Genomic DNA, 21618 nt, shown 5'->3' on the forward strand with positions numbered 1-21618 from the left:
TTTTATGAGATAAGGGTTTATTATATCAATTCCAGCCGCCGCCTAACGACCGATATAGGTCAATAGAGGCGTCTAGCTGAGCTTTTTTAAGGCTGGTTAGTTCCAGTTCGCTTTGCAATACATTGCTTTGGGCTGTAATAACTTCCAAGTAATTGGCCAGTCCGTTTTTAAATAGCATGTTGGCATTGCGGGTGGCCTGTTCTAAAGTTTGGGTTCGGGCGGCTGCAATTTGTTGTTGTTGCTTTAATTTATCTATCCGTACCAAAGCATCAGATACTTCGCCCACAGCAACCAGCACTTGTTGCCTGAACTGAATTACAGTTCGTTCACGATCAACTTTGGCTAATTCGTAATTGGTTTTCAATGCGCGGCGTTGAAATAACGGTTGTGTAATGCCGCCAGTAGCCAAGCCAAATAATGAGGCCGGAACATTAAACCAGTTGCTGGCCTTAAAAGCATTCACACCACCCTGCGCTGTAATAGTAAGTGCCGGGTACATGCTGGCTTTGGTGTAACCCACTGTAGCGTTAGCCCGTTCAATAGCTAGCTCAGAACTTCTTACATCTGGCCGTTGGCTCAACAATTGAGATGGCAAGCCGGCAGATAAGTTTTGCGGAAGAGTTACATCGTTTAACCTTCCCGAACGGGTGATGGCATCAGGTAACTTGCCGCTTAAAATACTCAAGGCATTTTCTTGCAGAGCAATGGCTTGTTCAAATTGAGGCACCAATCGTGCAGCAGTTAGTTGTTGTGCTTCGGCCTGCTGAACAGCCAGCGAAGTAACCTGACCAGCATTGTATTGCAAGCGAATAATGCGTAAGGTGCTATCATTCAACATTACGTTCCGTTTAGCTATCGTTATCTGTTCGTCCAGCAACAACAAGTTGTAATAGCCTTGCGACACGTTGGCAATTAATTGCGTTTGCACCGCTTTACGGGCTTCGTCTGTTTGCAGATATTGAGCCAAAGCTTCGGCCTTGCGGCTGCTAATTCTGCCCCAGATATCTGCTTCCCACGAAATATTAGCAGCAGCGGTATAATCTTCAATATGCTTGCTGCCTAAAAACTGGCTTAGGCTGATGCCGTTCAAGCTATTGTCTGACGGGCGGTTAACAGTAGCGGTAACTTGTAAACCAACCGTAGGTATATTTCCCAACTTGGCTTGTTGCAGAGTAAGCCGCGCAGATTCAATGTTTTTTACGGCGATTTGCAAATCGTTATTACGGGTAATGGCACTGTCAATTAAACGCTGCAGTGTAGCATCGGTAAAAAAGCTTTTCCAAGGCAACTTGGCAACCGAGTTGGTATCAGCGGCTGTTGTTGCTGTGCGATAGGCGCCGGGCAAGTTCATATCCGGCGCTTGTATATCTTTAGATACCTTACAGGCGCTGGCAATGCTCAGCAGCAATAGAAGCAGGTATCCGTTTATATTCGTTTTCATTTTATTGTTTAAATTGATATTAATGTGCTGAAATCTCTTCGTGGTGATGCACAGATGGTCCGTTGGTATTAGGCACCTTATTCACTGGTACACCGCTAATGCGTTCCTGCAAATGCTGGAAGATGACAAACAGCACAGGTATGATGAACAATCCTAAGATAACACCCGTTAACATACCACCTGCAGCACCGATACTGATCGAGTGGTTGCCCTGGGCAGATGGACCGGTTGCACGCATCATCGGAAGCATACCGGCAATAAAGGCCAGCGACGTCATGATGATAGGGCGCAAGCGAGATTTGGCACCATCTAGTGCGGCAGCAATTAAACCTTCGCGGTTACGGCGGCGTTGCAAGGCAAATTCCACAATCAGGATGGCGTTTTTGGCCAGCAAACCGATAAGCATAATCAGCGCAACCTGTACATAAATGTTATTGTCAATACCACTTAAGCCAATGGCCGCAAACACACCGAATATACCGGTAGGGATTGAAAGGATTATAGCGAACGGTAATATGTAACTTTCGTACTGGGCAGATAGCAGGAAGTATACAAACACCAAACAAAGAATAAATACTACAGTTGATTGTCCACCTGATGAAATCTCTTCGCGGGTTTGACCTGAAAACTGGAAGGCAAAACCTGCCGGTAATTCATCTTTAGCAACTTCCTGTATAGCCTTGATGGCATCGCCCGAGCTGAAGCCCGGTTTAGGAATAGCGTTGATTTGTATGGAGTTAAACAGGTTGTAACGTGACGCGGTTTCTGAACCATAAACACGAGTTAATTTAACCAGCGTATTAATAGGCACCATTTCGCCTGACTTATTTTTTACAAATACACGATCGATAGATGCAGGGTCGGTTTTATCAGCAATATCTGCCTGAACCACCACGCGGTAATATTTACCGAAGCGGTTAAAGTCTGATGCCTGAGCACTACCAAAGTAAGCCTGCATGGTTTGCAAAACGTCTCTTACATTTACGCCTAACTGGTTAGCTTTTTCATCGTTCACTTCTAGTTGTAGTTGCGGATAATCGGCCTTGAATGAGGTAAATGCGTAAGCAATAGCTGGTTTTTGCATCAGCTTACCAATAAAGTTATTGGCAACACCGCTAAACTTATCCAGCTTGCCGCCAGTTTTGTCTTGTAAAACCAGGTCCAATGCCTCAACGTTACTGAAGCCCGGTACGGTAGGGAAGCTGAACACGAAGAAGCTACCTTTTGATATGGCTGCTAATTTGCCGCGAATGATGTCTTGAATGGCGTTGATGTCTTTTACTTCACCACGCTCCTTGTTGTCTTTCAAGAGTACAAACACTACTGCCGATGATGGGCTGCTGGAGTTAGTTAATAAGTTAAAGCCAGAAATTGCCGTAACAAAACGTGCAGCAGGCAATGCTCTTAATTCGCCTTCGGCTTGTTTCAGCATTTTAGTGGTTGCATCTAACGATGTACCTGACGGCGATGAAACTGAAATGGCCACAAAGCCTTGATCTTCTGTAGGGATGAAACCCGATTTGGTGGTTTGCATCATGTAAACGGTAGCAATCACTACAATTGCCAGTCCGCCCATGCTTAACCATTTATTCTTGATCAGGAACTTAAGTCCGCCCACATAGCGATCGGTCATGCTGTTAAAGCTCCTGTTAAAACCGGCGTAAAACCGTTGAACAAAACTTGTTTTAACTACCGTTCCATTGTGGTTTATATGGTTGCTCTTTAAAAACAAGGCAGCCAATGCCGGACTTAACGTTAAGGCGTTTACAGCCGATATAACGATGGCGATAGACATGGTAAAGGCAAACTGGCGGTAAAATATACCAGTTGAACCGGTCATGAAACCTACCGGCAAAAACACCGCTGCCATAATTAAAGTGATGGAAATGATAGCGCCTGTAATTTCGTGCATGGCCGAGGTTGTCGCTTCTTTAGGGCCTAAATGCTCGTTTTCCATTTTAGCATGTACCGCCTCCACAACCACAATGGCGTCATCCACCACAATACCAATGGCTAATACCAAGGCAAACAGGGTAAGCAAGTTGATAGAGAACCCAAACAGGTTCATGAAAAAGAACGTACCTAATATCGCAACCGGAACTGCAATAGCCGGAATTAAGGTTGACCGGAAATCTTGCAAAAACAAGAACACAACAATGAATACTAATATAAAGGCTTCAATCAACGTATGTTCTACCTGACTGATCGATTCATCGAGTGCAGTTTTGGTGCGATAGAAGTTGTTGTATTCAATACCGACAGGAAAATCTTTCGACGCTTTTTCCATCAGTTCATCAATAGCTATCTGAATTTCGTTAGCGTTGGAGCCTGCTAACTGTATTACACCAATAGCAACACCATCATTACCGTTCAAATGGCTTACGCTGCTATAAGAGTAAGCACCCAATTCTACACGGGCTACATCCTTTAAACGCAGTACTGAACCATCGGGGTTGGCACGTATGGCAATGTTTTCGTATTCTTCTGGCTTGGTAAGCTTGCCTTTGTATTTAATTACATATTCAAATACTTCTTTGCTTCGTTCGCCCAATTTACCTGGTGCAGCTTCCAGGTTTTTATCCTGTATGGCGGCCATTACTTCGGCGGGGGTAATTTTGTAGGTAGCCATTTGGCCGGGATTAAGCCAAACACGCATCGAATAATCTTTTACCCCGCCAAAAATGGTTGCCGAACCTACACCGGGTATCCGTTTTATTTCGGGAATGATGTTGATTTGGGCATAGTTGGCCACAAAAGTCTGGTCGTATTTTTTGGGATCCTTGGTATACAAACCTACGGCACCAATTAAGCTGTTTTGTTGCTTGGTGGTGGTTATACCTTGTTGTATTACCTCGGCAGGCAACTGGCTTTGCGCTTGCGCCACGCGGTTTTGTACGTTTACAGCAGCCTGATCGGGGTTGGTGCCTTGTTTAAAGTAAACGGTGATAGCCAACGAACCATCGTTGCTGGCGGTTGAGCTCATATAGCTCATATTTTCCACACCGTTAATAGATTCTTCGAGCGATGGGGCTACAGAGCGTAATACCGTTTCGGCATTTGCACCAGGGTAAATAGCTGTAACTAATACCGCTGGCGGTGCTATATCCGGAAACTGTTGTAAAGGCAATTTGGTTAGGCCAAGCACACCCACAATCACCAACAAAATGGAGATTACGGTGGAGAGTACCGGCCTTTCTATGAATTTCTGAAACATGATTTTAATGTTTTAGCGTTGAAATTAATTTTTAGCGATAGCAGGTGCTTTTTCAGGCGCTTTTTGCGGACTGATTTTCATGCCATCCTGTAAGTGGTCTATTCCGCTTAGCACGATATGCTGGCCGGCTTTAAGGCCGTCTTTTACCAGGTAGTTGGTGCCGCTTTTACCTGCAATGGTAATAGGTTGTTTGGCTACTTTATTACTGTCGCCAACGGCGTATACAAATACCTTATCCTGCATTTCTATGGTAGCATCTTGTGGTACAACAGCTACGTTGCTGTGTTGCAGGCTTAAACGTACTTTGCCGGTATTGCCCGAGCGTAATAAGCCAGAAGCATTAGGGAAGTTGGCTCTGACGGTGATGGCACCGGTTGTTTTGTCAAATTGCCCGTCTATCACATCAATGTGTCCGGGAATGCTGTAGGTGCTATTATCTGACAATACCAGGCTAACCGGTGGCAAATGCTTTATTTTATCTTGCAGCGTACTACCTGCATATTGCGATTTAAAATTGATAAAGTCATTTTCACCTAATGAGAAATATACATGTACCTGGTGTACATCTGATAACTGGGTTAAGGCTTCCGCATCATTTGGTGCAACCAAGCTACCCTGCTTTTTTTGTAGGCGACCGATATAACCGCTTACCGGTGCTTTAATCAACGTATAGCCTAAGTTAATTTGTGCTGTACCTACCTGAGCCTGGGCTTGCTCAACATTGCCTTGGGCAATTTCTTGTGCGGCTTTAGCTGCTTTTAACTGGTACTCGCTTACTACTTTGTTTTGTACAAGTGGTGTTAATTTTTCAACTTCCAGCTTGGCATTTAACAAAGCGCCTTGGGCAGCGTGTAAGCTTGCTTTCGCGTTGTTTAATGCCTGGCGATATGGGTTGTCGTTAATTTTAAATATCGGTTGTCCTTTTGATACATAAGCGCCTTCATCGGCAAAAACGCGGTCTAAGGTGCCGCTCACCTGCGGGCGAATCTCTACATTAATCGCTCCTTCAACAGAAGCTGGATATTCTTGATAAGTGGTAGCCGTATCTATTTGTACTTCGGCCACTGGCAAGGCCTGTGGTGCTGCGGCTTGTTGTTGCTGGGGCGGCTGTGAGCAGCCATATAGTACCGCCAGCGTAAGTAATAATGCTAATGGTTTCATGAGTGTGTAGTTTTTATGAGTGGTTGGCATAGTTGTGTGTTTTATGTATGAATTTGTTTGATTTTTGTAATCACCAATTGGTAATAAAAACATATTTTATAACAGTATTAAAAAATCTAACAGTGTTAATTAATTGTGATAAGAAGTTGTAAGTCATGTGAATACATTTTATAAAATTAAAAAAGGGAAATACTTGAATGTATGATAGAAAGGCAAGCTAGCCTTTAATAGCTCTTATAACACCACCAATGGCATCTCTTAGCACCTGTTTGTTAATATCTTCAGAAACACCTTGCCGTACTAGGTTAATAGATATTAAACCATGCACAACCGACCAAAAGGTATAATAACGCCGGCAAACTTCATCTTCCGAAACATTTTCTCCGCCCATCAGTTCGCGAATAGCATTGCTGATCATGGTGGCAGGAACTTCAGATTCCGGAATTTCATTGTCAAATACACAACAGTTTACTTCAATACCAAACATTAGCTGATAAAGCTCTTTTTCGGTAAAGGCGAAGTGCCAATAGGTGAGCCACATGGCTTCCAACTGCTTTTCGGGTAAGTGGTGCTGATTGCGCGCGGCTTCCATGTCGCGGCTCAACATCAGGTAACCTTTTTTAGTAAGCTCCAAAAGCAAAGCTTCTTTGTTGGCAAAGTACTCGTAAATAACGGGTGGCGTGTATTCAATCACATCAGCAATTTTGCGCATACTAAGCGATTGCCAACCTTCGTGTTTGCCTATAGTATGGGCAGCGTCCAGAATATTGCATCTGGTTTCGTCTTTTAAACGTTGCTTTCTTTCTTTACTGCCCATTTTAAAACCGCTATTAATTTATCTAACAGCGTTAAGCAAATGTAGAAAGGTTTTAGAGAGATAGTTTAATTTAAATGTCATTAAATCATCTCAAGTTAAATTTGGTTTCAAATACTTAAATGTTTTGACGGCGCCGTTAGCAAATATTTAATAATGATAATTTTAAAGTATAATTTTGTCAAACTAAATTGTTTTATCGGGTGTAAATGTTCTTGATAACTCCCAACCGATAATGGCTGTTTTACGTGTTTTGTTCCAACGGTAGCCACCATAAATACCTGTGCCTTGTATGACACGGTGGCACGGAATTAAAAAAGCAACCGGGTTACTACCAATGGCCGTGCCTACAGCCCTCGAAGCTTTAGGGAGCTCAACTTTTTGCGCAATGGTGCCATAAGTAGCTAATTTTCCCATGGGTATAGTTAATAAGGCTTCCCAAACTTTCAGTTGAAAATCGGTTCCTTTTAGATGGAGTTTTATTTGCGACAACTGATTCCAGTCGTTTTGGAAGATGGCTAAAGCATTTTGCTGAAGTTCATTGGTTTGTGGAATAAGGGTAGCATTCGGGAACTTCACTTTCAGAGTTTCTAAAGCTTCGCTTTCTTCGTCATAAAAAGCCATATAACAAACGCCTTTTGGCGTTGAAGCGATCAGCATATCACCAAATGGACTGGCCGACAAACTAAAACTTATTAATAGGTTTTGTCCTCCATTCTTATATTCAGCAGGGGTCATTCCTTCAATAGTCACAAACATGTCGTGTAAGCGACTGGTACCCGATAAGCCGGTTTCGTAAGCGGTATCAAAAAGGCTGACCTTATGTTCTGACAGTAATTTTTTTGCATAAGCTATGCTGGTGTATTGCAAAAACTTTTTAGGCGTGGTGCCAGCCCACTCGCTAAATAGCCGCTGAAAATGGAACGGACTAAGATTCACCACTGCGGCAATTTCCTCCAGGCTTGGCTGTTTTTTGAAATTTGTGCTAATGTACTCAATCGCTTGCGCGATGCGCTTGTAATTTAACTGATCTTGGTTTTCCAATTGTTGCAAATCCATAAAACAAATGTCGGCATGTTCTGGCGGTATTAAAATCCGAAAGTTGCTAAAGTTTAATTAGCTAACTGATGTAAACGATAGACATGCCTATCAAATTTTTAACAAAGTATGCCAAGTGTTGTTAAGCTAATATGGCTAGCAACTTAAACAGGTTTATAGACGCCCAAGAGCGGGATTATGATACGGCACTATCCGAAATTAAGAACGGCCGTAAACGCAGTCATTGGATGTGGTATATTTTTCCGCAAATACAAGGTTTGGGTTTAACGGATACCTCGAGGTATTACGCCATTAATGATATGGCCGAAGCGGAAGCATATCTGGCTCACCCGGTGTTGGGTCCGCGGTTAATTGCTATTTCGCAGGCATTACTTAAGCTTCCGGGAAGTAATGCTACACAAGTTATGGGAAGTCCGGATGATTTGAAATTGCGTTCGAGCATGACTTTGTTTGCCAACGTGCCGGGTGCCGATTCGGTTTTTCAAGCCGTACTGGATAAGTTTAACAACGGTCAGCAGGATACGCGTACTTTACAGCTTATCTGAGCAAATCGTATTTTTACATCTAGTGGCGTAAGTGAATTTAGTTTGATAATTTCGCGCCATGCAACCCCTAGCAGTAAAAAGAACAAACAGTACAGATACTAATTTTAGAAAACTGGTAACTGAATTAGACCAGGTTTTACGCCAGCGTAACGGCGAAGACATGATGGACGTGTACGACCAGTTTAATGTCATCGAGAAGATAGATACAGTTGTAATAGCCTATTGGAACGATGAGCCGGTTGGATGCGGTTGTTTTAAGCCTTTTGATAATGAAGCCGTTGAAATTAAACGGATGTATGTGCGTGATGTATATAGAGGAAAAGGCATCAGCAAAGCATTACTGGCAACATTGGAAACTTGGGCAAAGGAGTTGGACTACCATTTTACTGTTTTAGAAACCGGTACCAAGCAAATAGAGGCCATTAGTTTATATGAACGATACGGCTATCAACGCATACCTAAATATGGGCCGTATATAAATTTGCCCGATAGCATATGCTACCGTAAGCAGCTGTTGTAGTTTCGGTTACCATAAGTCAAACATTAACCGGCTGATTATGGTAGTATAATAAACCATTCATGTTATGCAATCTGTTGTTTATAAAATTGTAATTTCTGGATTTTTATTAACTGCCGCTTTAACCGCCTGTCATCATAATGAACCATCTGCAGGTGCAGGTAATCAAAAGCCCAATGATACACAACCAGGTACATCAACGCCTGTTGAAACCAATGCACCTAACAGTAGTTATAAACCTGCTTTTGCGGGGCAAACGCGTATAGGCGGCGTGCATACCCAAACACCATTGGCTATTACCGTTCTCAATAGCAACTTGCAACGCCCGTGGGCGATATGCAATTTGCCCGACGGACGCTTTTTGGTAACGCAAAAAGGGGGTAGCATGCTCATCCTTGCACCAGATGGTAAAGTGAATAAGCAAATAACCGGATTGCCTGCTGTTGTTGATGAAGGGCAGGGCGGCTTATTGGATGTGAATATTGATCCGCAATTTACCGATAACCGCATGCTTTATTGGGATTATGCGGAACGTACTTCGGGCGGTTCTTTACTGGCTGTAGCCAAAGGCCGGTTATCGGCAGACGAAACTAAAATTGAAAATGTGCAAGTTATATATCGGGCCGAACCTGCTTACAATGGAGGGTTACAATATGGTTCCCGAATTTTGTTTGACGAGCAAGGTAACCTGTTTGTAAGTACCGGCGAACGCGGTGCTGATGATATTCGTGTTAAAGCACAAGATTTAAGCGCAGCTATTGGTAAAGTTATTCACATCACCAAAGAAGGTAAGCCGGTTGCCGGAGGCCCATTTGCTGGTACAGCTGGTGCTCGCCCCGAAATTTATGCATACGGGTTGCGCAACCCCGAGGGAATGACTTGGAACCCAGATACGCATGAATTATGGGAGGTAGAATTTGGTCCGCGCGGAGGCGACGAAGTAAACATCATTCGTGCCGGTAAAAACTATGGCTGGCCGGTTATCACTTATGGTATTGAATACGCGGGCGGTAAGGTAGGCGAGGGCATACAGCAAAAAGATGGTATGGAACAACCACTTTACTACTGGGATCCTGTAATATCACCGGCGGGCATCACTTTTTACAACAGCGATATCATCCCGGAATGGAAAGGTAACCTGTTTATCGGCGCCCTAAGCGGGTCGCATGTTTGCCGTTTAGTAATTAAAGACAATAAGGTTGTGGGCGAAGAACGTTTACTAGCCGATAAAGGCGAACGTTTTAGAGCCATAACTCAAGGTAAAGATGGCGCTTTGTACACAGTAACCGATGGTGGCAAGTTATATAAAATAGCAAAAAAGTAAGTTTAAGGACATTGCATAGTTAATCATCTATTGGTAACTCAATGGTAAATGCAGTGCCAACACCTACTTCGCTTTCTACAGAAAGAGTACCGTCTAACGCTTCTATATGACTTTTTACCAAAAATAGGCCTAATCCCTTTCCTTGCGTGTGGGTGTTGAATCGCTTATAAGGTTTGAATAAATCGCTGCCATGCTTAGCTAAATCCAATCCGATGCCGTTGTCGCGAACGCAAATACTCACAGCTTTGTAACCGGCTGTAACAGTAATATGAATTATAGGCTGCTTTGATGATCGATATTTGATAGCGTTGCTAATTAAGTTGTAAAAAATGCTGTATACATAAGCTTTATGCGAGAACAAAATAAACGGCTGATCCAGTTCAGTAATAACAGCGTCCGAACGGATGATAGCATCCTTTAAATCAGTTTTTATGTTACTGATAACTTCTTGCAAATTAATGCTTTCATGATGAACCATCAGTGATCCGTCTGTAGCCGATAAAATGGTGCTTAAATCTTTAATTACCATGTCTAAGCTTTTAACGGCTTTCTTAAGGTTATCAGCGCACATTTCAACTGTATCTGCGTCTTCCTTGTCCATGTCAAGCAAATCAGCTATACCCATAATGTTGGCAACCGGCGAACGCAGGTTGTGGGAAACAATGTAGCCAAATTCATGCAGTTCCTTGTTGCGCTTGTATAAATCATCTGCAAACGCTTTTAATTCTTTTTCTGCTTTTTTTTGCCCCGATATATCGTGCATGGCACCAACCATGCGTAATGCTTTACCTCGTTCATCGCGTATCACAAAGCCTTTATCTACTACATACGCATAAGTACCGTTTGCCCGTAAAAAGCGATATTCGTCAACCCAGGTGTTTTCTGTGCTGTTTATCACATTGTATATTCCGTCAGATACCCTTTTAGAATCTTCGGGATGTATATTGTTAATCCAGGTGTTGATGCTTAAATCATCTTCGTTTATTAAGTGGCCAAAGGTTGTTTCAAAGCCTTCACCTAAGTAATGAAGGTTTTGCTCCAGGTTCCAGTCCCAAATAGCATCAGAACTGGCTTTGGTAGCGTACTTGTATCGTTTGGTACTTTCCTCAAACGATATGGCAAGCAGCTTTTGTGCAGTGATGTCTTGCAGGGTACCTATTACAATATACTCGTCGGTTTTATCATCTTTTACTTTGCGGCCGGTTTCGCAAACCCATTTGATAGTGCCATCGGTATCAATAACCCGGTATTCAATGCTATGTTCTTCACCACTTAAGTACTGAGCCTGCTTTTTAAAATATCTTTCTTTATCATCCGGATGAATGACGGTTAAGAGAGATACCACATCGTTCAAATCTGCCTTTTTGCTTATGCCCATAATATTAAAAACCTCGTCAGACCAGTAGCGGTTAGTACCATCTGCCAGGTGCTGCCAATACCCTAAGCGGGCAATCTCCGCAGCTAATTTTAATTTTGCTTCGCTTTCCTTTAGCTTGTCTAACGCCTTAATTCTCTCTGTAACATCACGTGAGTTGGCCACTATGCCGCCAATAGTTGGGTCGCTTAGCCGGTTGGTTAACACCGTTTCCAACCAGCGATATCCACTATCTTGATGTTTAAAACGGAAAGGCGGGATATGAACAGTTTTTAAATTAGTTAGTTGCTTAAAAGCAGTTAGCACCATTTCATGATCGGCAGGATGAATAAAGTAAAAAGCATTGCGGCCAATAAATTTTTCGGGGTGCCAGCCGGTGATGGCGTAAGATGATGCACTTTTGTAAATGTAATTGGCATCCATGCTCAAAATGGAAATCATATCCGAACTATGTTGAACAAGGCTTTTAAAGCGCTGTTCGTTTAATTGCAACTGCTGGGCTGCCTTTAACCGTTCGGACCCATCGCGGGCTATACAATATATCATCTTTTGCTCATCGTCACGCCGGGCCGACCATGCCATAGGTGCAAGTGATCCGTTTTTACATATAAAGCGGTTTTCAAGGTTTGTAACGCTATGTCCGGCCTTAATTTTTTGACCTTCTAGACGAGAAGCAAGCTGATCATCAGGATGAATGAAATTAAAAACATGTTGGCCAACCAGTTCGTCTGGTTTATAACCCCAAATAGATAATGCAGCAGCGCTAACAGTAACAAACTTCCCTTTAGCATCTATAGTGCAAATAACATCAAGGGATAAATCCAGTAGCTTACTTAGCTGAATTTGATGTTGATTATTTGTTTGATGCGTTATAATTTCTTGGTCTGCCATTAGGGAAATTTGAGTTCTATTGTCTAAGAATGCATGCTGGTACGTTGCAATTTATAAAATGATATTTTATGTCTGAAATTAATAGCATCATTGCTTTAAAGGCAAAATTTATATAATGTTTTTTGAAATATTATTAAATTAATCTTAGTCAAATGGCTCTTGTTACAACAACCTATGGGTTGGCTTGTTACTGAACCATGAAACATGCTTCCCGACTATACGAGCCCATTGAAAATTACGGAATTATAGGAGACCTGAAAACAGTAGCCCTGGTATCGCTTAATGGTTCTATCGATTTTATGTCTTTCCCAAGATTTGATTCACCAACAGTATTTGCTTCCATGTTGGACGCTAATAAGGGCGGTTACTTTTCTATTGAACCGCAAATGGGCAAGTATAAAACCAAACAACTATACATTCCGGGAACGGCTATTTTACTAACCCGTTTTTTTTCGGAGTCGGGTATTGCCGAAATTATTGACTTTATGCCACTAAACCCGAAGGATAAAGATTCAGTGAGCACTATCGTTCGCAAAGTGAGGGCCGTTAGGGGAAATATTACTTTCAAAATGCATTGCGCCCCAAGGTTTAATTATGCCCGTGATGAGCATAGCAGCGAATTAAAAGATAACCATATCATATTTTCGGCCAAAAATGACGGTATAGCAAAGCTGCGTTTACAAGCCGACGTTCCATTGCAGGTACAAGACCAAGATGGGTATGCCGAATTTACGGTCGATGAATCGGGTGTAGCGCATATCATCTTGGAGTCGGTCGAAACCGGAAACGAAAGTGCGTTTCATAACTTGGAACATTATACACACAACACCTACCAGCAAACCATATCCGCCTGGCGTAAATGGATTACCAAAACAACTTACCGGGGCAGGTGGAGCGAGTTAGTATGGCGGTCGGCCATCACTTTAAAGCTACTTACGTCACATAAATACGGTTCGGTGGTTGCGGCGGCAACTTTTGGTTTGCCAGAAGCTATTGGTGGTAACCGTAACTGGGATTATCGGTATACTTGGGTAAGAGATGCTGCTTTTACCATGTACGCTTTTTTGCGTTTGGGGTTGTATGACGAGGCGACTGAGTTTTTGACCTGGATTTTTAATGTCAGCACTAACAACAAATTACAGTTAATTTATGGAATTGACGGTACTACCGAGCTAGAGGAAAAAGAGCTGGATCATTTAGATGGATACCGCGATTCTAAGCCGGTACGTATAGGTAATGCCGCGCGCGACCAGCTGCAGATTGATATTTATGGCGAATTGATAGATACCATTTACATCTACAATAAATCGCACAAACCGATTACTTACGAGTTTTGGCAGGTGGTGTGCCAGTATGTACAAGTGGTTATCGAAAGCTGGCATTTACCCGACCATGGCATTTGGGAAATCAGGAATGAGAAAAAAGAATTTTTGCATACCCGCCTAATGTGCTGGGTGGCAATGGATAGGGCTATCAAAATAGCCGATTTCCGTTCATTCCCATACCCGGAGCAGGAATGGAAAAAAGTACGCGACGAAATTTACAATGATATCTACCATAATTTTTGGAACGAAGATTTAAAGGCTTGGGTACAATACAAAGGTGCACAGGTTGTTGACGCCAGTGTATTACTAATGCCGTTGCTGCATTACATTTCGCCTGTTGAACCGCGCTGGCTATCTACTATGGAAGTGATTGATGATAAATTGCGTTTGGATGTTCTTATTTACAGATATCAAAACGAATTCGAGAAAATTGACGGATTGGATGGCGAAGAGGGTACTTTTAACATGTGTTCTTTTTGGTTTATTGAAGCTTTGGCTAAGAGTGGTGAAATTGAACGTGCTGTAGAAAATTTTGAAAAAATGAGAGGTTACGCCAATCATTTAGGATTGTTTAGTGAAGAGCTGGGTAAGCAGGGCGAGCATCTGGGTAACTTTCCACAGGCGTTCACCCACCTGGCACTTATCAGCGCTGCACTCGAGTTAGATAAGCAAATAAGCAGATTACATTAGTATTAAGCAAGGGTAGGATACGATTCAAAAATTTTTCAAAAAAATTTTTGAATCGTAAATGTAGTTTCTATATTTGCGCTCCCAAACGGAAAGAAGCTTATTAAAAACAAGCCTTTCCAAACAGGCGAAAGTAGCTCAGTTGGTAGAGCACGACCTTGCCAAGGTCGGGGTCGCGAGTTCGAATCTCGTCTTTCGCTCTTCAAAAAGCCGGTAAGTAATTGCCGGCTTTTTTGTTATAATAATATTAAAACAAAAAAGGCCTTCCCATCGGAAGGCCTTTTTTGTTTAGTACGCTAAAATCTACTTATAAAGTAGACATGTCAATTACGAAGCGGTAATGCACGTCGCCAGCTAAGGTGCGCTCATAAGCTTCATTGATTTTGTCGATGCTGATCACTTCTACATCCGAAGTAATATTTTTCTCAGCACAGTAATCCAGCATTTCCTGTGTTTCTTTAATACCACCTACCAGTGAACCTGCCAGCGTACGGCGACCTAATATTAACGGGAAGGCTGCAACAGGGGTTGGTTCTGGCGGAGCGCCCAATAGTACCATCACACCATCCGTTTTCAACAAGTTCAAATACTCATTGTAATCGTGAGGAGCTGATACGGTATTGATGATAATGTCAAAACTACCGGCCAGTTCACTCATGGTATCTTTATCGGTAGTTAATTTGAAATAATGTGCACCTAATTCGGCGGCATCTTTCTCTTTACTTTTAGAGCGGCTTAGCATGGTAACTTCGGCACCCATTGAGGCAGCCAGTTTAACAGCCATGTGGCCCAAACCGCCTAAACCTACTACGGCTACTTTATCGCCTTCCTTAACATTCCAATGGCGCAATGGAGAATAGGTGGTGATACCAGCACACAAAAGCGGTGCAACTTTTTCAAGCGGCAATTTATCCGATACCGATAAAACAAAGTGTTGGGTTACCACAATGTGACTTGAATAACCACCTAGCGTTATAGATGATTGGTCTTGTGTAGGGGAGTTGTAAGTTTGCGTATGTCCGTTCAGGCAATACTGCTCTAAATCATGCTCGCAATTAACGCAGTGCATGCAAGAGTCTACAAAACAACCTACACCTACGGTATCACCTTCTTTAAAGCGGGTTACATTTTCACCCACACGTGTTACTTTACCTACAATTTCGTGACCGGGAACGGCCGGGTAAACTGTACCACCCCACTCATTACGGGCAGTGTGAATGTCGGAGTGGCATACGCCACAATATAAAATTTTGATTTCTACGTCGTCCGGACCGGGTTCGCGCCGATCGATGGTAAACGGAGCCAATGGCTTGTCGGCTGCCTGGGCAGCATAGGCTTTTGCTGATGTCATGTTTGGTTAATAGTTTGTACAAAAATGAATACCCAAAGCCGAAGTTTTGTTTGCAGAATGCAATTTTGAAGTTTAAACATTCAAACAGTATTTTCGAAACATAAAAAGTCCCACTTCTGAGGTGGGCCTTTAAACTATTAATCACAATTAAATTCTTACTGCTTTTCAGGAGCTTTACCAATCAAATCCATAAACTGATCCAGTTTTGGCGTGATAATGATTTGTGTACGGCGGTTTTTAATTCGTCCGGCCTCCGTGCTGTTGTCAGCAATAGGATTGTATTCGCCACGGCCACCAGCGGTTAAGCGTTTGGGATCTACACCGTAATTGGTTTGCAGCGCCAATACTACTGATGATGCACGTAAAGCACTCAAATCCCAGTTGTTACGAATGTTTTTCTGGGTAATAGGTACATTATCGGTATTACCTTCAATCAGCACATCATAAGTGCTGTAATCTTTAATAATTTTAGAGATTTTGCTCAGCGTTTCTCCAGCCTGAGGTGAAATTTCATAACTGCCCGATTTATAAAGCATGTTATCAGCCAGTGAAATATAAACCACACCTTTTAATACCTGCACATCTACATCACGCATTTCCTGCTGACTTAACGAACGTGTCAGGTTATTGGTAAGTACCATATTAAGCGAGTCGCTTTTGTTTTTAGCGTTCACCAATTGCTGAATGTATTTGTTAGAACGATTAATCTCGTCAACCAGTTTAGAGATATTAACGTTACCCTGGCTGCTGGAATTTAAACATTTGTCTAAAGCCTCCTGCAATGTTTTGTTGTTGGCACGTTCCGAAGCAATTTGTTCTTCCAGGCTTTTTACCCTGCCGTTTACCACCGCCAAGTTGCGTTCGCTGGTTAAAAAGCGGCCACGCATGTCGCGGGTGTTGCTATCTAGCCGGTTGTAGCGGGTTTGCAGTTCAGTGTATTGTTTTTTGCTGACACAACTCTGGGCCATCACGGCCAACAAAAGCAAGGCCGGTATAGTTAGTTGAATTTTCATAAGCTAATACTTAAGTTAGTAATATGTACGAATGATAGTTAAACTAAAAAAAGGCAAGAAGGTTTGATTTGTGGTTGTAAGCTGGTTGGCATCGTAAATCCAAAATGCTGATATATCATAAAAAGCTGCAGCAAATTACATTGTAAACTCCTCATAGGCGGCTGTGAGGCTCCGCTTAATACCATCGCCCTGCCATTCAGTAACACCAGGTATGCTGGTGGCAGCCAATATTTCGTCTTTACTTTTACCGGCTTTGATACTGCTTTTTACAAAATCTATTAGGCGTTCCATATAGTTTTGCATAGCAGCTAAATCGGCCATAGATCCGGTTACCTTCTCGGGGTCAAAGGCATGACCAAATACGAATAAGGTATCTTTATTAAATTGCTTTTGCGCTTTTTGTAATACGTTTACCCAGCTTTGCACGGATGCACCTGTTGTGCGGTCAACAAAAGGGTAGCGGCGGTTAAATACCAAATCGCCGGTGTGTACAATGTTGGCGTTTTCAAAATGAATCATGCTATCGCCGTTGGTATGGCCAGCGCCCCAGTAATAAGCATGTATGCGCTCATCGCCCAATTTTACTTTCCATTCAGTGGTAAAGGTAGTGTCAGGGTATAGCTGTTTGTCATCGTTGTTTTGCTTAGCGGCTGTACTTTTTTGATTAGCCAGTGAATTGGCGTGTGAGGCTACGTGTTGTGCTATGCCTTTAAATGAGATGTTCCCACTGGTATGATCGCCATGATGGTGGGTGTTAATAAGCCATTGAATAGGTTTGTCTGATTGCTTTTTTAACTCGGCAATTAAATGCTCGGCTGGTGCCGGAAACTCGGCATCTACTACAGCTATACCTTCTTTATTTACCAGCCAGGCAATAGTGCCGCCCTGCTCTGCAAATATGCCCACGTTGTTGCGTAAAGGTTTAAACTTATAACCGGGCTGCAATGCCCAGGCTAAACTTTTTTGATTAGCCAGTGACAAGGCACCCGCTGATAATAAGCTGCTGGTTAAAAACTGACGACGTTGCATAATTGGTTTAATGATTTTGGTTCGGTAAGATAAAAAATTAATAAGAACTTAATTATACTAGTTACTTTGTTATACATTGAGTTGTAAGTAAGTTGTTAATTTCAAACAAATTCAAATGTCAGTACTTTAATCTGCATCTTATTAATATGTTATATAGCAGATATGCTTATGTGGAATACACTAAATAAATCATACAAGATATTACTGATCCTACTCGTTGCTTTAATTATATTCAGGCTATTGCTACCAAGCATTGTCAAAAGTTATGTGAACAAACAGTTGAATGAATTGCCGGGTTACACCGGCCATGTAGACGATATTGATATTCACTTGTTGCGTGGCGCCTATGCCATTGATGGGCTGGTGCTTAAAAAGCGTTGGGATAAAAGTAAGTACCCGTTTCTGCATATTGATCATACTGATCTTTCCATTGAATGGAAATCGGTATTTAAGGGAAAGTTAGTTGGAGAAGTAATTATGGATCGCCCGAGTATCTATATTTTGGCGGCATCGGCAGATTTGGACAAAGAGCCATCCCGCGAAAGCTGGACAGAAACTGTCAAAGACCTGATGCCTATTACCGTTAACCGGTTGCAGGTAAATCAAGGGAAGTTTACCTATCTGGATTTCGGCGCCAGTCCGGATGTGAATTTATACATAACCGGCATGCAACTTACCGCCCTAAATTTAGCTAATGCAGATAAGAAAGGAGAGCGGCTGCCATCCAGTGTTACGCTTACCGGTACATCTATCGGCAACGGGCATTTGAAAGCCGATATGAAAGTGAATGCATTAAAAGATATTCCCGACTTTGATATGAATATGCAGCTTACCGGTGCCCAACTTACTAGTCTCAATGGTTTTATTAAAGCGTACGGAAAATTTGACGTTGAGCGCGGCAGCATCAACATTTTTAGCGAGCTTAAATTGATGAACGGTCAGTTGGATGGTTATGTTAAACCTTTTATTAAAAACCTGAAAGTGCTTAACTGGAAAAAGGACAAAAAAGAGGGTGGTATATTACAGGCCGTCAAAGAAGCGGTAATAGGCTTGTTTGGAAAGGTGGTAGAAAATCATAAAACCAAACAAATAGCTACCAAAGTACCCATCAGCGGTAATATCAGGGATCCTAAAACCAGTAGTTGGAAAACCTTTTTAGGTGTGCTTAAAAACGGATTCATTAAAGCTTTTAATCAGGGTATTGAGGGATCATTGAACTAAGCAAAAATGCCTTGCCTGTTTTATAAAGCAAGGCATTCAAATAGATTACTGGTTTTCCTTTAACAATTTTTGCGCCCGGAATAAGTTATCCGTAGCCTGCAAAATTTTACCTTTTAGCTTAGAAGGATAATTGGGATGTGTCTTTAAAAAGCTTTGCACAATTTGATTAGCTTCCGCACTTTGATAGCTGCCAAACGTAGCACTGAGCCACGATTGCGGGAAAAATATATCGCCGGTTGACTGAATCTCTTCCATTAAATCCAAACTTTTGGGTAAATACTTAACAGATGTGCTTTGCCTTAACGGGTGATGCAGATAGCCTAACGCGGATAGTACCCAAGCTTCCTTACTGCGATTGCTGCGTTGCGCTAAGCTGTTAAAAAATGTGTCCCTAACCGAGGCATCTAATGACAAGGCGGGCATCAAAAATTCCAACCTTTTTTTGCGGTCGGGATTTTTAATACGGTCTTCCTGTTGCTTTATTACCTGGGTTGCTGTGTCACTTTTTAAGGCAATAGACAGCGCCAAAGACGTGTAATCATCCTCGGTAAGCTTCACACCTGCCGGGGCCTGTTGCTTTTGCCAGATGGCGTACATGCTGCTTTTTGCTGAAGCTGAGGTGTAGATGCTTTGATATAATGAAAATAGTATCTTTTTATTGTTGGCCGCAGTTTGTTGCTGCATGGCATCCCAAACCGATTGTTCCAATTGGGCAGACAGGTTTTCGCGTATAGAGGGTTGTAAAAACGTCCAGTAAATACTGCTTAGGTAACCGGTAATCAAACGCAGGTTCATTTCATTTTTTTCAACCGTTAGTCCGGTTTGCAATACATGAAGCAATTCCAGCGGTTTGAAGGAACGGCCAGCCAGCATATTTTCATAAGCCGCTATATACACGGATGCTCGTTGCAGCGGACTTTGAATGGTATATACATTTGAATCTAAATTTTTATCCGTTGGAAACAATCCATAACCAACCCCATCAGAATTGAAAATGATATAGTTAGGTCTGGGCATCCCGTGGGCGGCGGTAAGTTCAGTTCGGGCTGTATTGGAGTTAACGATAATATCTTTACTATGGTCAGCGTACACTAAGGTAACTTTAAATACTTGTGGCCATATCCGGTCTGGTGAATACTCAGCTTTTTGGAAGATGGTTAACTTGCTGATAGTACTACCATTGGTGGTCATGTCGAAATCAAAAATCGGTCTACCGGGTTGATTTACCCACACCTTATTCCAGCTGTATAAGTTGGTTTTGGTATGTTTACTTAAAATAGCTATTAAATCATTCCAGGTGGCATTGGTATAAGCATATTTTTTAAGGTATTCCCGTATGCCTAGTCTAAAGTTATCTTTACCCATCAGCGTTTCCAGCTGGCGCATCATAATAGGTGCTTTATGGTAAATGATGTTGCCATACATGGAGCCGGCTTCCTGTAAGTTGTCCAGTTGTTGGCGAATGGGATTGGCACCCAGCGTACGGTCAACACCATAGGCGGCAGGGTAGTGGTCTTGCAAAAATTTGAGGTTAAAGGTTTCAGTACCCATTAGTTTTTCGGTTACCTTATCGGCCATAAAATTGGCGAAAACCTCTTTCATCCATACATCGTTAAACCAGCGCATGGTTACCATATCGCCAAACCACATATGCGCCGTTTCGTGCGAGATAAGGTTGATGCGGGAAATGAACTGGTCCTTAGTGGCGCCTTCATCCAAAAATAAGCTCGATGCTTTGTATTGCACCTCTCCGGGATGTTCCATGCCACCAAACTGGAAGTCGGGTATAGCCACAAAGCCTACTTTTTGAAATGGAAACGGAATGCCTGTCCACTGCTCCAAAAAGCTGATAGCATCCTGATGGGCCTCAAATACCGAATCGACACTCAATCGTATTTTGGTCGAATCTGTTTCCCGGTACAAAAACTCGGCCGAACGAGCACCTACCATCTTAACGGCTGATTGATACTTGCCTGCTGTGAACGAGAATAGGTAGGTAGGCAGTTTATCTGAGTTGGCAAAATGATACACCGTTTGTGCACCATCAGCAACCGAATCTTTTTTAGCCCCATTAGCCTGAACCTTCCAATTTGCAGGTACACGCAAGGTGAGCAAAAATCGAGCTTTCAAGTCAGGCTGGTCAAAGCAGGGAAAGGCCGTGCGGGCATGGTCGGGTACAAAGAGCGCATACAGATAGTCATCATTGCGGTTCAACGAGGCATCTCCGGCTGTGAATTGAATGGCTATGTTGTTTACTCCCCTTTTTAAATACCGGGGTTCAATCACCAGGTGTTCTGCAATTAAGGCAATGCCTACCGATTTGCCGTTTACCGTTATGGTTTTAATCCGCTCGGGGCTTTCTTTAAAATCGAGTTGTAAAGGCTGACTTACATCAGATAAATTGAAGCTTATATTTTCGACTGCTGCAATGCCTTTCGCTCTTTCGGCAGGGATAGTGAAATCTAAATTGTACTGTATATTGCTGATAATCGAATGCCGGTAAGTGGCCAACCCTAAAGATACGCCCGGCTCAACCGCCACAAGTTTTGTTTTTTGCTGCGAAAAAGCAGCGGTGCTTAAGCTTAACAGAAGTATAGTTTTGCTGATAGATAGCTTCACTTTGGTAAACAATTTATGTTTTAAATTCAATT

General features: G+C 42.5%; 15 protein-coding genes and 1 tRNA gene. 6 read left to right on the forward strand and 10 right to left on the reverse strand.

Annotation, left to right across the window (positions count from 1 at the left end; all coding sequences use genetic code 11):
- Positions 1–25: 25 nt before the first annotated feature.
- The 5 genes from GPM24_RS14855 to GPM24_RS14875 form a co-directional block, all read right to left on the reverse strand.
- A complete protein-coding gene (locus tag GPM24_RS14855; protein WP_158827585.1) occupies positions 26–1441 on the reverse strand; it encodes a TolC family protein in 1416 nt (471 codons plus the stop codon).
- Between the two features lie 19 nt (positions 1442–1460).
- On the reverse strand, positions 1461–4655 hold the full coding sequence (locus GPM24_RS14860; protein WP_158827586.1) for an efflux RND transporter permease subunit: 3195 nt from the start codon (positions 4653–4655) through the stop codon (positions 1461–1463).
- Between the two features lie 24 nt (positions 4656–4679).
- Positions 4680–5816, reverse strand: a complete 1137-nt coding sequence (locus GPM24_RS14865; protein ID WP_158827588.1) for an efflux RND transporter periplasmic adaptor subunit — start codon at positions 5814–5816, stop codon at positions 4680–4682.
- Positions 5817–6033: 217 nt separating this feature from the next.
- A complete protein-coding gene (locus tag GPM24_RS14870; RefSeq protein ID WP_158827590.1) occupies positions 6034–6633 on the reverse strand; it encodes a TetR/AcrR family transcriptional regulator in 600 nt (199 codons plus the stop codon).
- 183 nt (positions 6634–6816) lie between these two features.
- Positions 6817–7689, reverse strand: coding sequence for a bifunctional helix-turn-helix domain-containing protein/methylated-DNA--[protein]-cysteine S-methyltransferase (locus tag GPM24_RS14875; protein ID WP_199269771.1), 873 nt, complete (start codon positions 7687–7689; stop codon positions 6817–6819).
- A 131-nt stretch (positions 7690–7820) separates the two neighbouring features.
- Here GPM24_RS14875 and GPM24_RS14880 point away from each other — a divergent pair, with 131 nt between their 5' ends.
- The 3 genes from GPM24_RS14880 to GPM24_RS14890 all read left to right on the forward strand — a co-directional run bounded on the left by GPM24_RS14880 (position 7821) and on the right by GPM24_RS14890 (position 10075).
- A complete protein-coding gene (locus tag GPM24_RS14880) occupies positions 7821–8234 on the forward strand; it encodes a DUF1810 domain-containing protein (RefSeq protein ID WP_158827592.1) in 414 nt (137 codons plus the stop codon).
- Between the two features lie 58 nt (positions 8235–8292).
- Positions 8293–8754 (forward strand): GNAT family N-acetyltransferase, encoded by a 462-nt coding sequence (locus tag GPM24_RS14885; RefSeq protein WP_158827594.1) that lies wholly within the window; start codon positions 8293–8295, stop codon positions 8752–8754.
- Positions 8755–8818: 64 nt separating this feature from the next.
- The gene (locus GPM24_RS14890) at positions 8819–10075 is read left to right on the forward strand and encodes a PQQ-dependent sugar dehydrogenase (protein ID WP_158827596.1); all 1257 of its coding nucleotides are present in this window, start codon (positions 8819–8821) and stop codon (positions 10073–10075) included.
- A gap of 19 nt (positions 10076–10094) precedes the next feature.
- On the opposite strand, the gene GPM24_RS14895 is transcribed toward GPM24_RS14890, so the two are convergent.
- Positions 10095–12341: a PAS domain-containing sensor histidine kinase gene (locus GPM24_RS14895; RefSeq protein WP_158827598.1), complete on the reverse strand. Its 2247-nt coding sequence runs from the start codon at positions 12339–12341 to the stop codon at positions 10095–10097.
- A 197-nt stretch (positions 12342–12538) separates the two neighbouring features.
- On the opposite strand from GPM24_RS14895, the gene GPM24_RS14900 reads away from it, so the two are divergent.
- A complete protein-coding gene (locus GPM24_RS14900) occupies positions 12539–14356 on the forward strand; it encodes a glycoside hydrolase family 15 protein (protein WP_158827599.1) in 1818 nt (605 codons plus the stop codon).
- A gap of 124 nt (positions 14357–14480) precedes the next feature.
- A tRNA-Gly gene (locus GPM24_RS14905) sits at positions 14481–14553 on the forward strand.
- A 107-nt stretch (positions 14554–14660) separates the two neighbouring features.
- Here GPM24_RS14905 and GPM24_RS14910 read toward each other — a convergent pair.
- The 3 genes from GPM24_RS14910 to GPM24_RS14920 form a co-directional block, all read right to left on the reverse strand.
- On the reverse strand, positions 14661–15704 hold the full coding sequence (locus GPM24_RS14910; RefSeq protein ID WP_158827601.1) for an NAD(P)-dependent alcohol dehydrogenase: 1044 nt from the start codon (positions 15702–15704) through the stop codon (positions 14661–14663).
- Positions 15705–15859: 155 nt separating this feature from the next.
- Complete coding sequence (locus GPM24_RS14915) at positions 15860–16717, reverse strand: OmpA/MotB family protein (protein ID WP_158827602.1); 858 nt, start codon at positions 16715–16717, stop codon at positions 15860–15862.
- A 135-nt stretch (positions 16718–16852) separates the two neighbouring features.
- Positions 16853–17746 (reverse strand): MBL fold metallo-hydrolase, encoded by an 894-nt coding sequence (locus GPM24_RS14920; protein WP_158827603.1) that lies wholly within the window; start codon positions 17744–17746, stop codon positions 16853–16855.
- Positions 17747–18013: 267 nt separating this feature from the next.
- On the opposite strand from GPM24_RS14920, the gene GPM24_RS14925 reads away from it, so the two are divergent.
- Positions 18014–18967, forward strand: a complete 954-nt coding sequence (locus GPM24_RS14925; RefSeq protein WP_158827604.1) for a DUF748 domain-containing protein — start codon at positions 18014–18016, stop codon at positions 18965–18967.
- A 45-nt stretch (positions 18968–19012) separates the two neighbouring features.
- On the opposite strand, the gene GPM24_RS14930 is transcribed toward GPM24_RS14925, so the two are convergent.
- Positions 19013–21616: a M1 family metallopeptidase gene (locus GPM24_RS14930; protein WP_233268869.1), complete on the reverse strand. Its 2604-nt coding sequence runs from the start codon at positions 21614–21616 to the stop codon at positions 19013–19015.
- Positions 21617–21618 lie beyond the last annotated feature (2 nt).

Source organism: Mucilaginibacter lacusdianchii, assembly GCF_009770985.1.
Lineage (GTDB): Bacteria > Bacteroidota > Bacteroidia > Sphingobacteriales > Sphingobacteriaceae > Mucilaginibacter > Mucilaginibacter lacusdianchii.

Coding starts and splice junctions, on each gene's coding strand:
- GPM24_RS14855 (WP_158827585.1), bottom strand. CDS start 1,441: ATGAAAACGAATATAAACGGATACCTGCTTCTATTGCTGCTGAGCATT.
- GPM24_RS14860 (WP_158827586.1), bottom strand. CDS start 4,655: ATGTTTCAGAAATTCATAGAAAGGCCGGTACTCTCCACCGTAATCTCC.
- GPM24_RS14865 (WP_158827588.1), bottom strand. CDS start 5,816: ATGAAACCATTAGCATTATTACTTACGCTGGCGGTACTATATGGCTGC.
- GPM24_RS14870 (WP_158827590.1), bottom strand. CDS start 6,633: ATGGGCAGTAAAGAAAGAAAGCAACGTTTAAAAGACGAAACCAGATGC.
- GPM24_RS14875 (WP_199269771.1), bottom strand. CDS start 7,689: ATGGATTTGCAACAATTGGAAAACCAAGATCAGTTAAATTACAAGCGC.
- GPM24_RS14880 (WP_158827592.1), top strand. CDS start 7,821: ATGGCTAGCAACTTAAACAGGTTTATAGACGCCCAAGAGCGGGATTAT.
- GPM24_RS14885 (WP_158827594.1), top strand. CDS start 8,293: ATGCAACCCCTAGCAGTAAAAAGAACAAACAGTACAGATACTAATTTT.
- GPM24_RS14890 (WP_158827596.1), top strand. CDS start 8,819: ATGCAATCTGTTGTTTATAAAATTGTAATTTCTGGATTTTTATTAACT.
- GPM24_RS14895 (WP_158827598.1), bottom strand. CDS start 12,341: ATGGCAGACCAAGAAATTATAACGCATCAAACAAATAATCAACATCAA.
- GPM24_RS14900 (WP_158827599.1), top strand. CDS start 12,539: ATGAAACATGCTTCCCGACTATACGAGCCCATTGAAAATTACGGAATT.
- GPM24_RS14910 (WP_158827601.1), bottom strand. CDS start 15,704: ATGACATCAGCAAAAGCCTATGCTGCCCAGGCAGCCGACAAGCCATTG.
- GPM24_RS14915 (WP_158827602.1), bottom strand. CDS start 16,717: ATGAAAATTCAACTAACTATACCGGCCTTGCTTTTGTTGGCCGTGATG.
- GPM24_RS14920 (WP_158827603.1), bottom strand. CDS start 17,746: ATGCAACGTCGTCAGTTTTTAACCAGCAGCTTATTATCAGCGGGTGCC.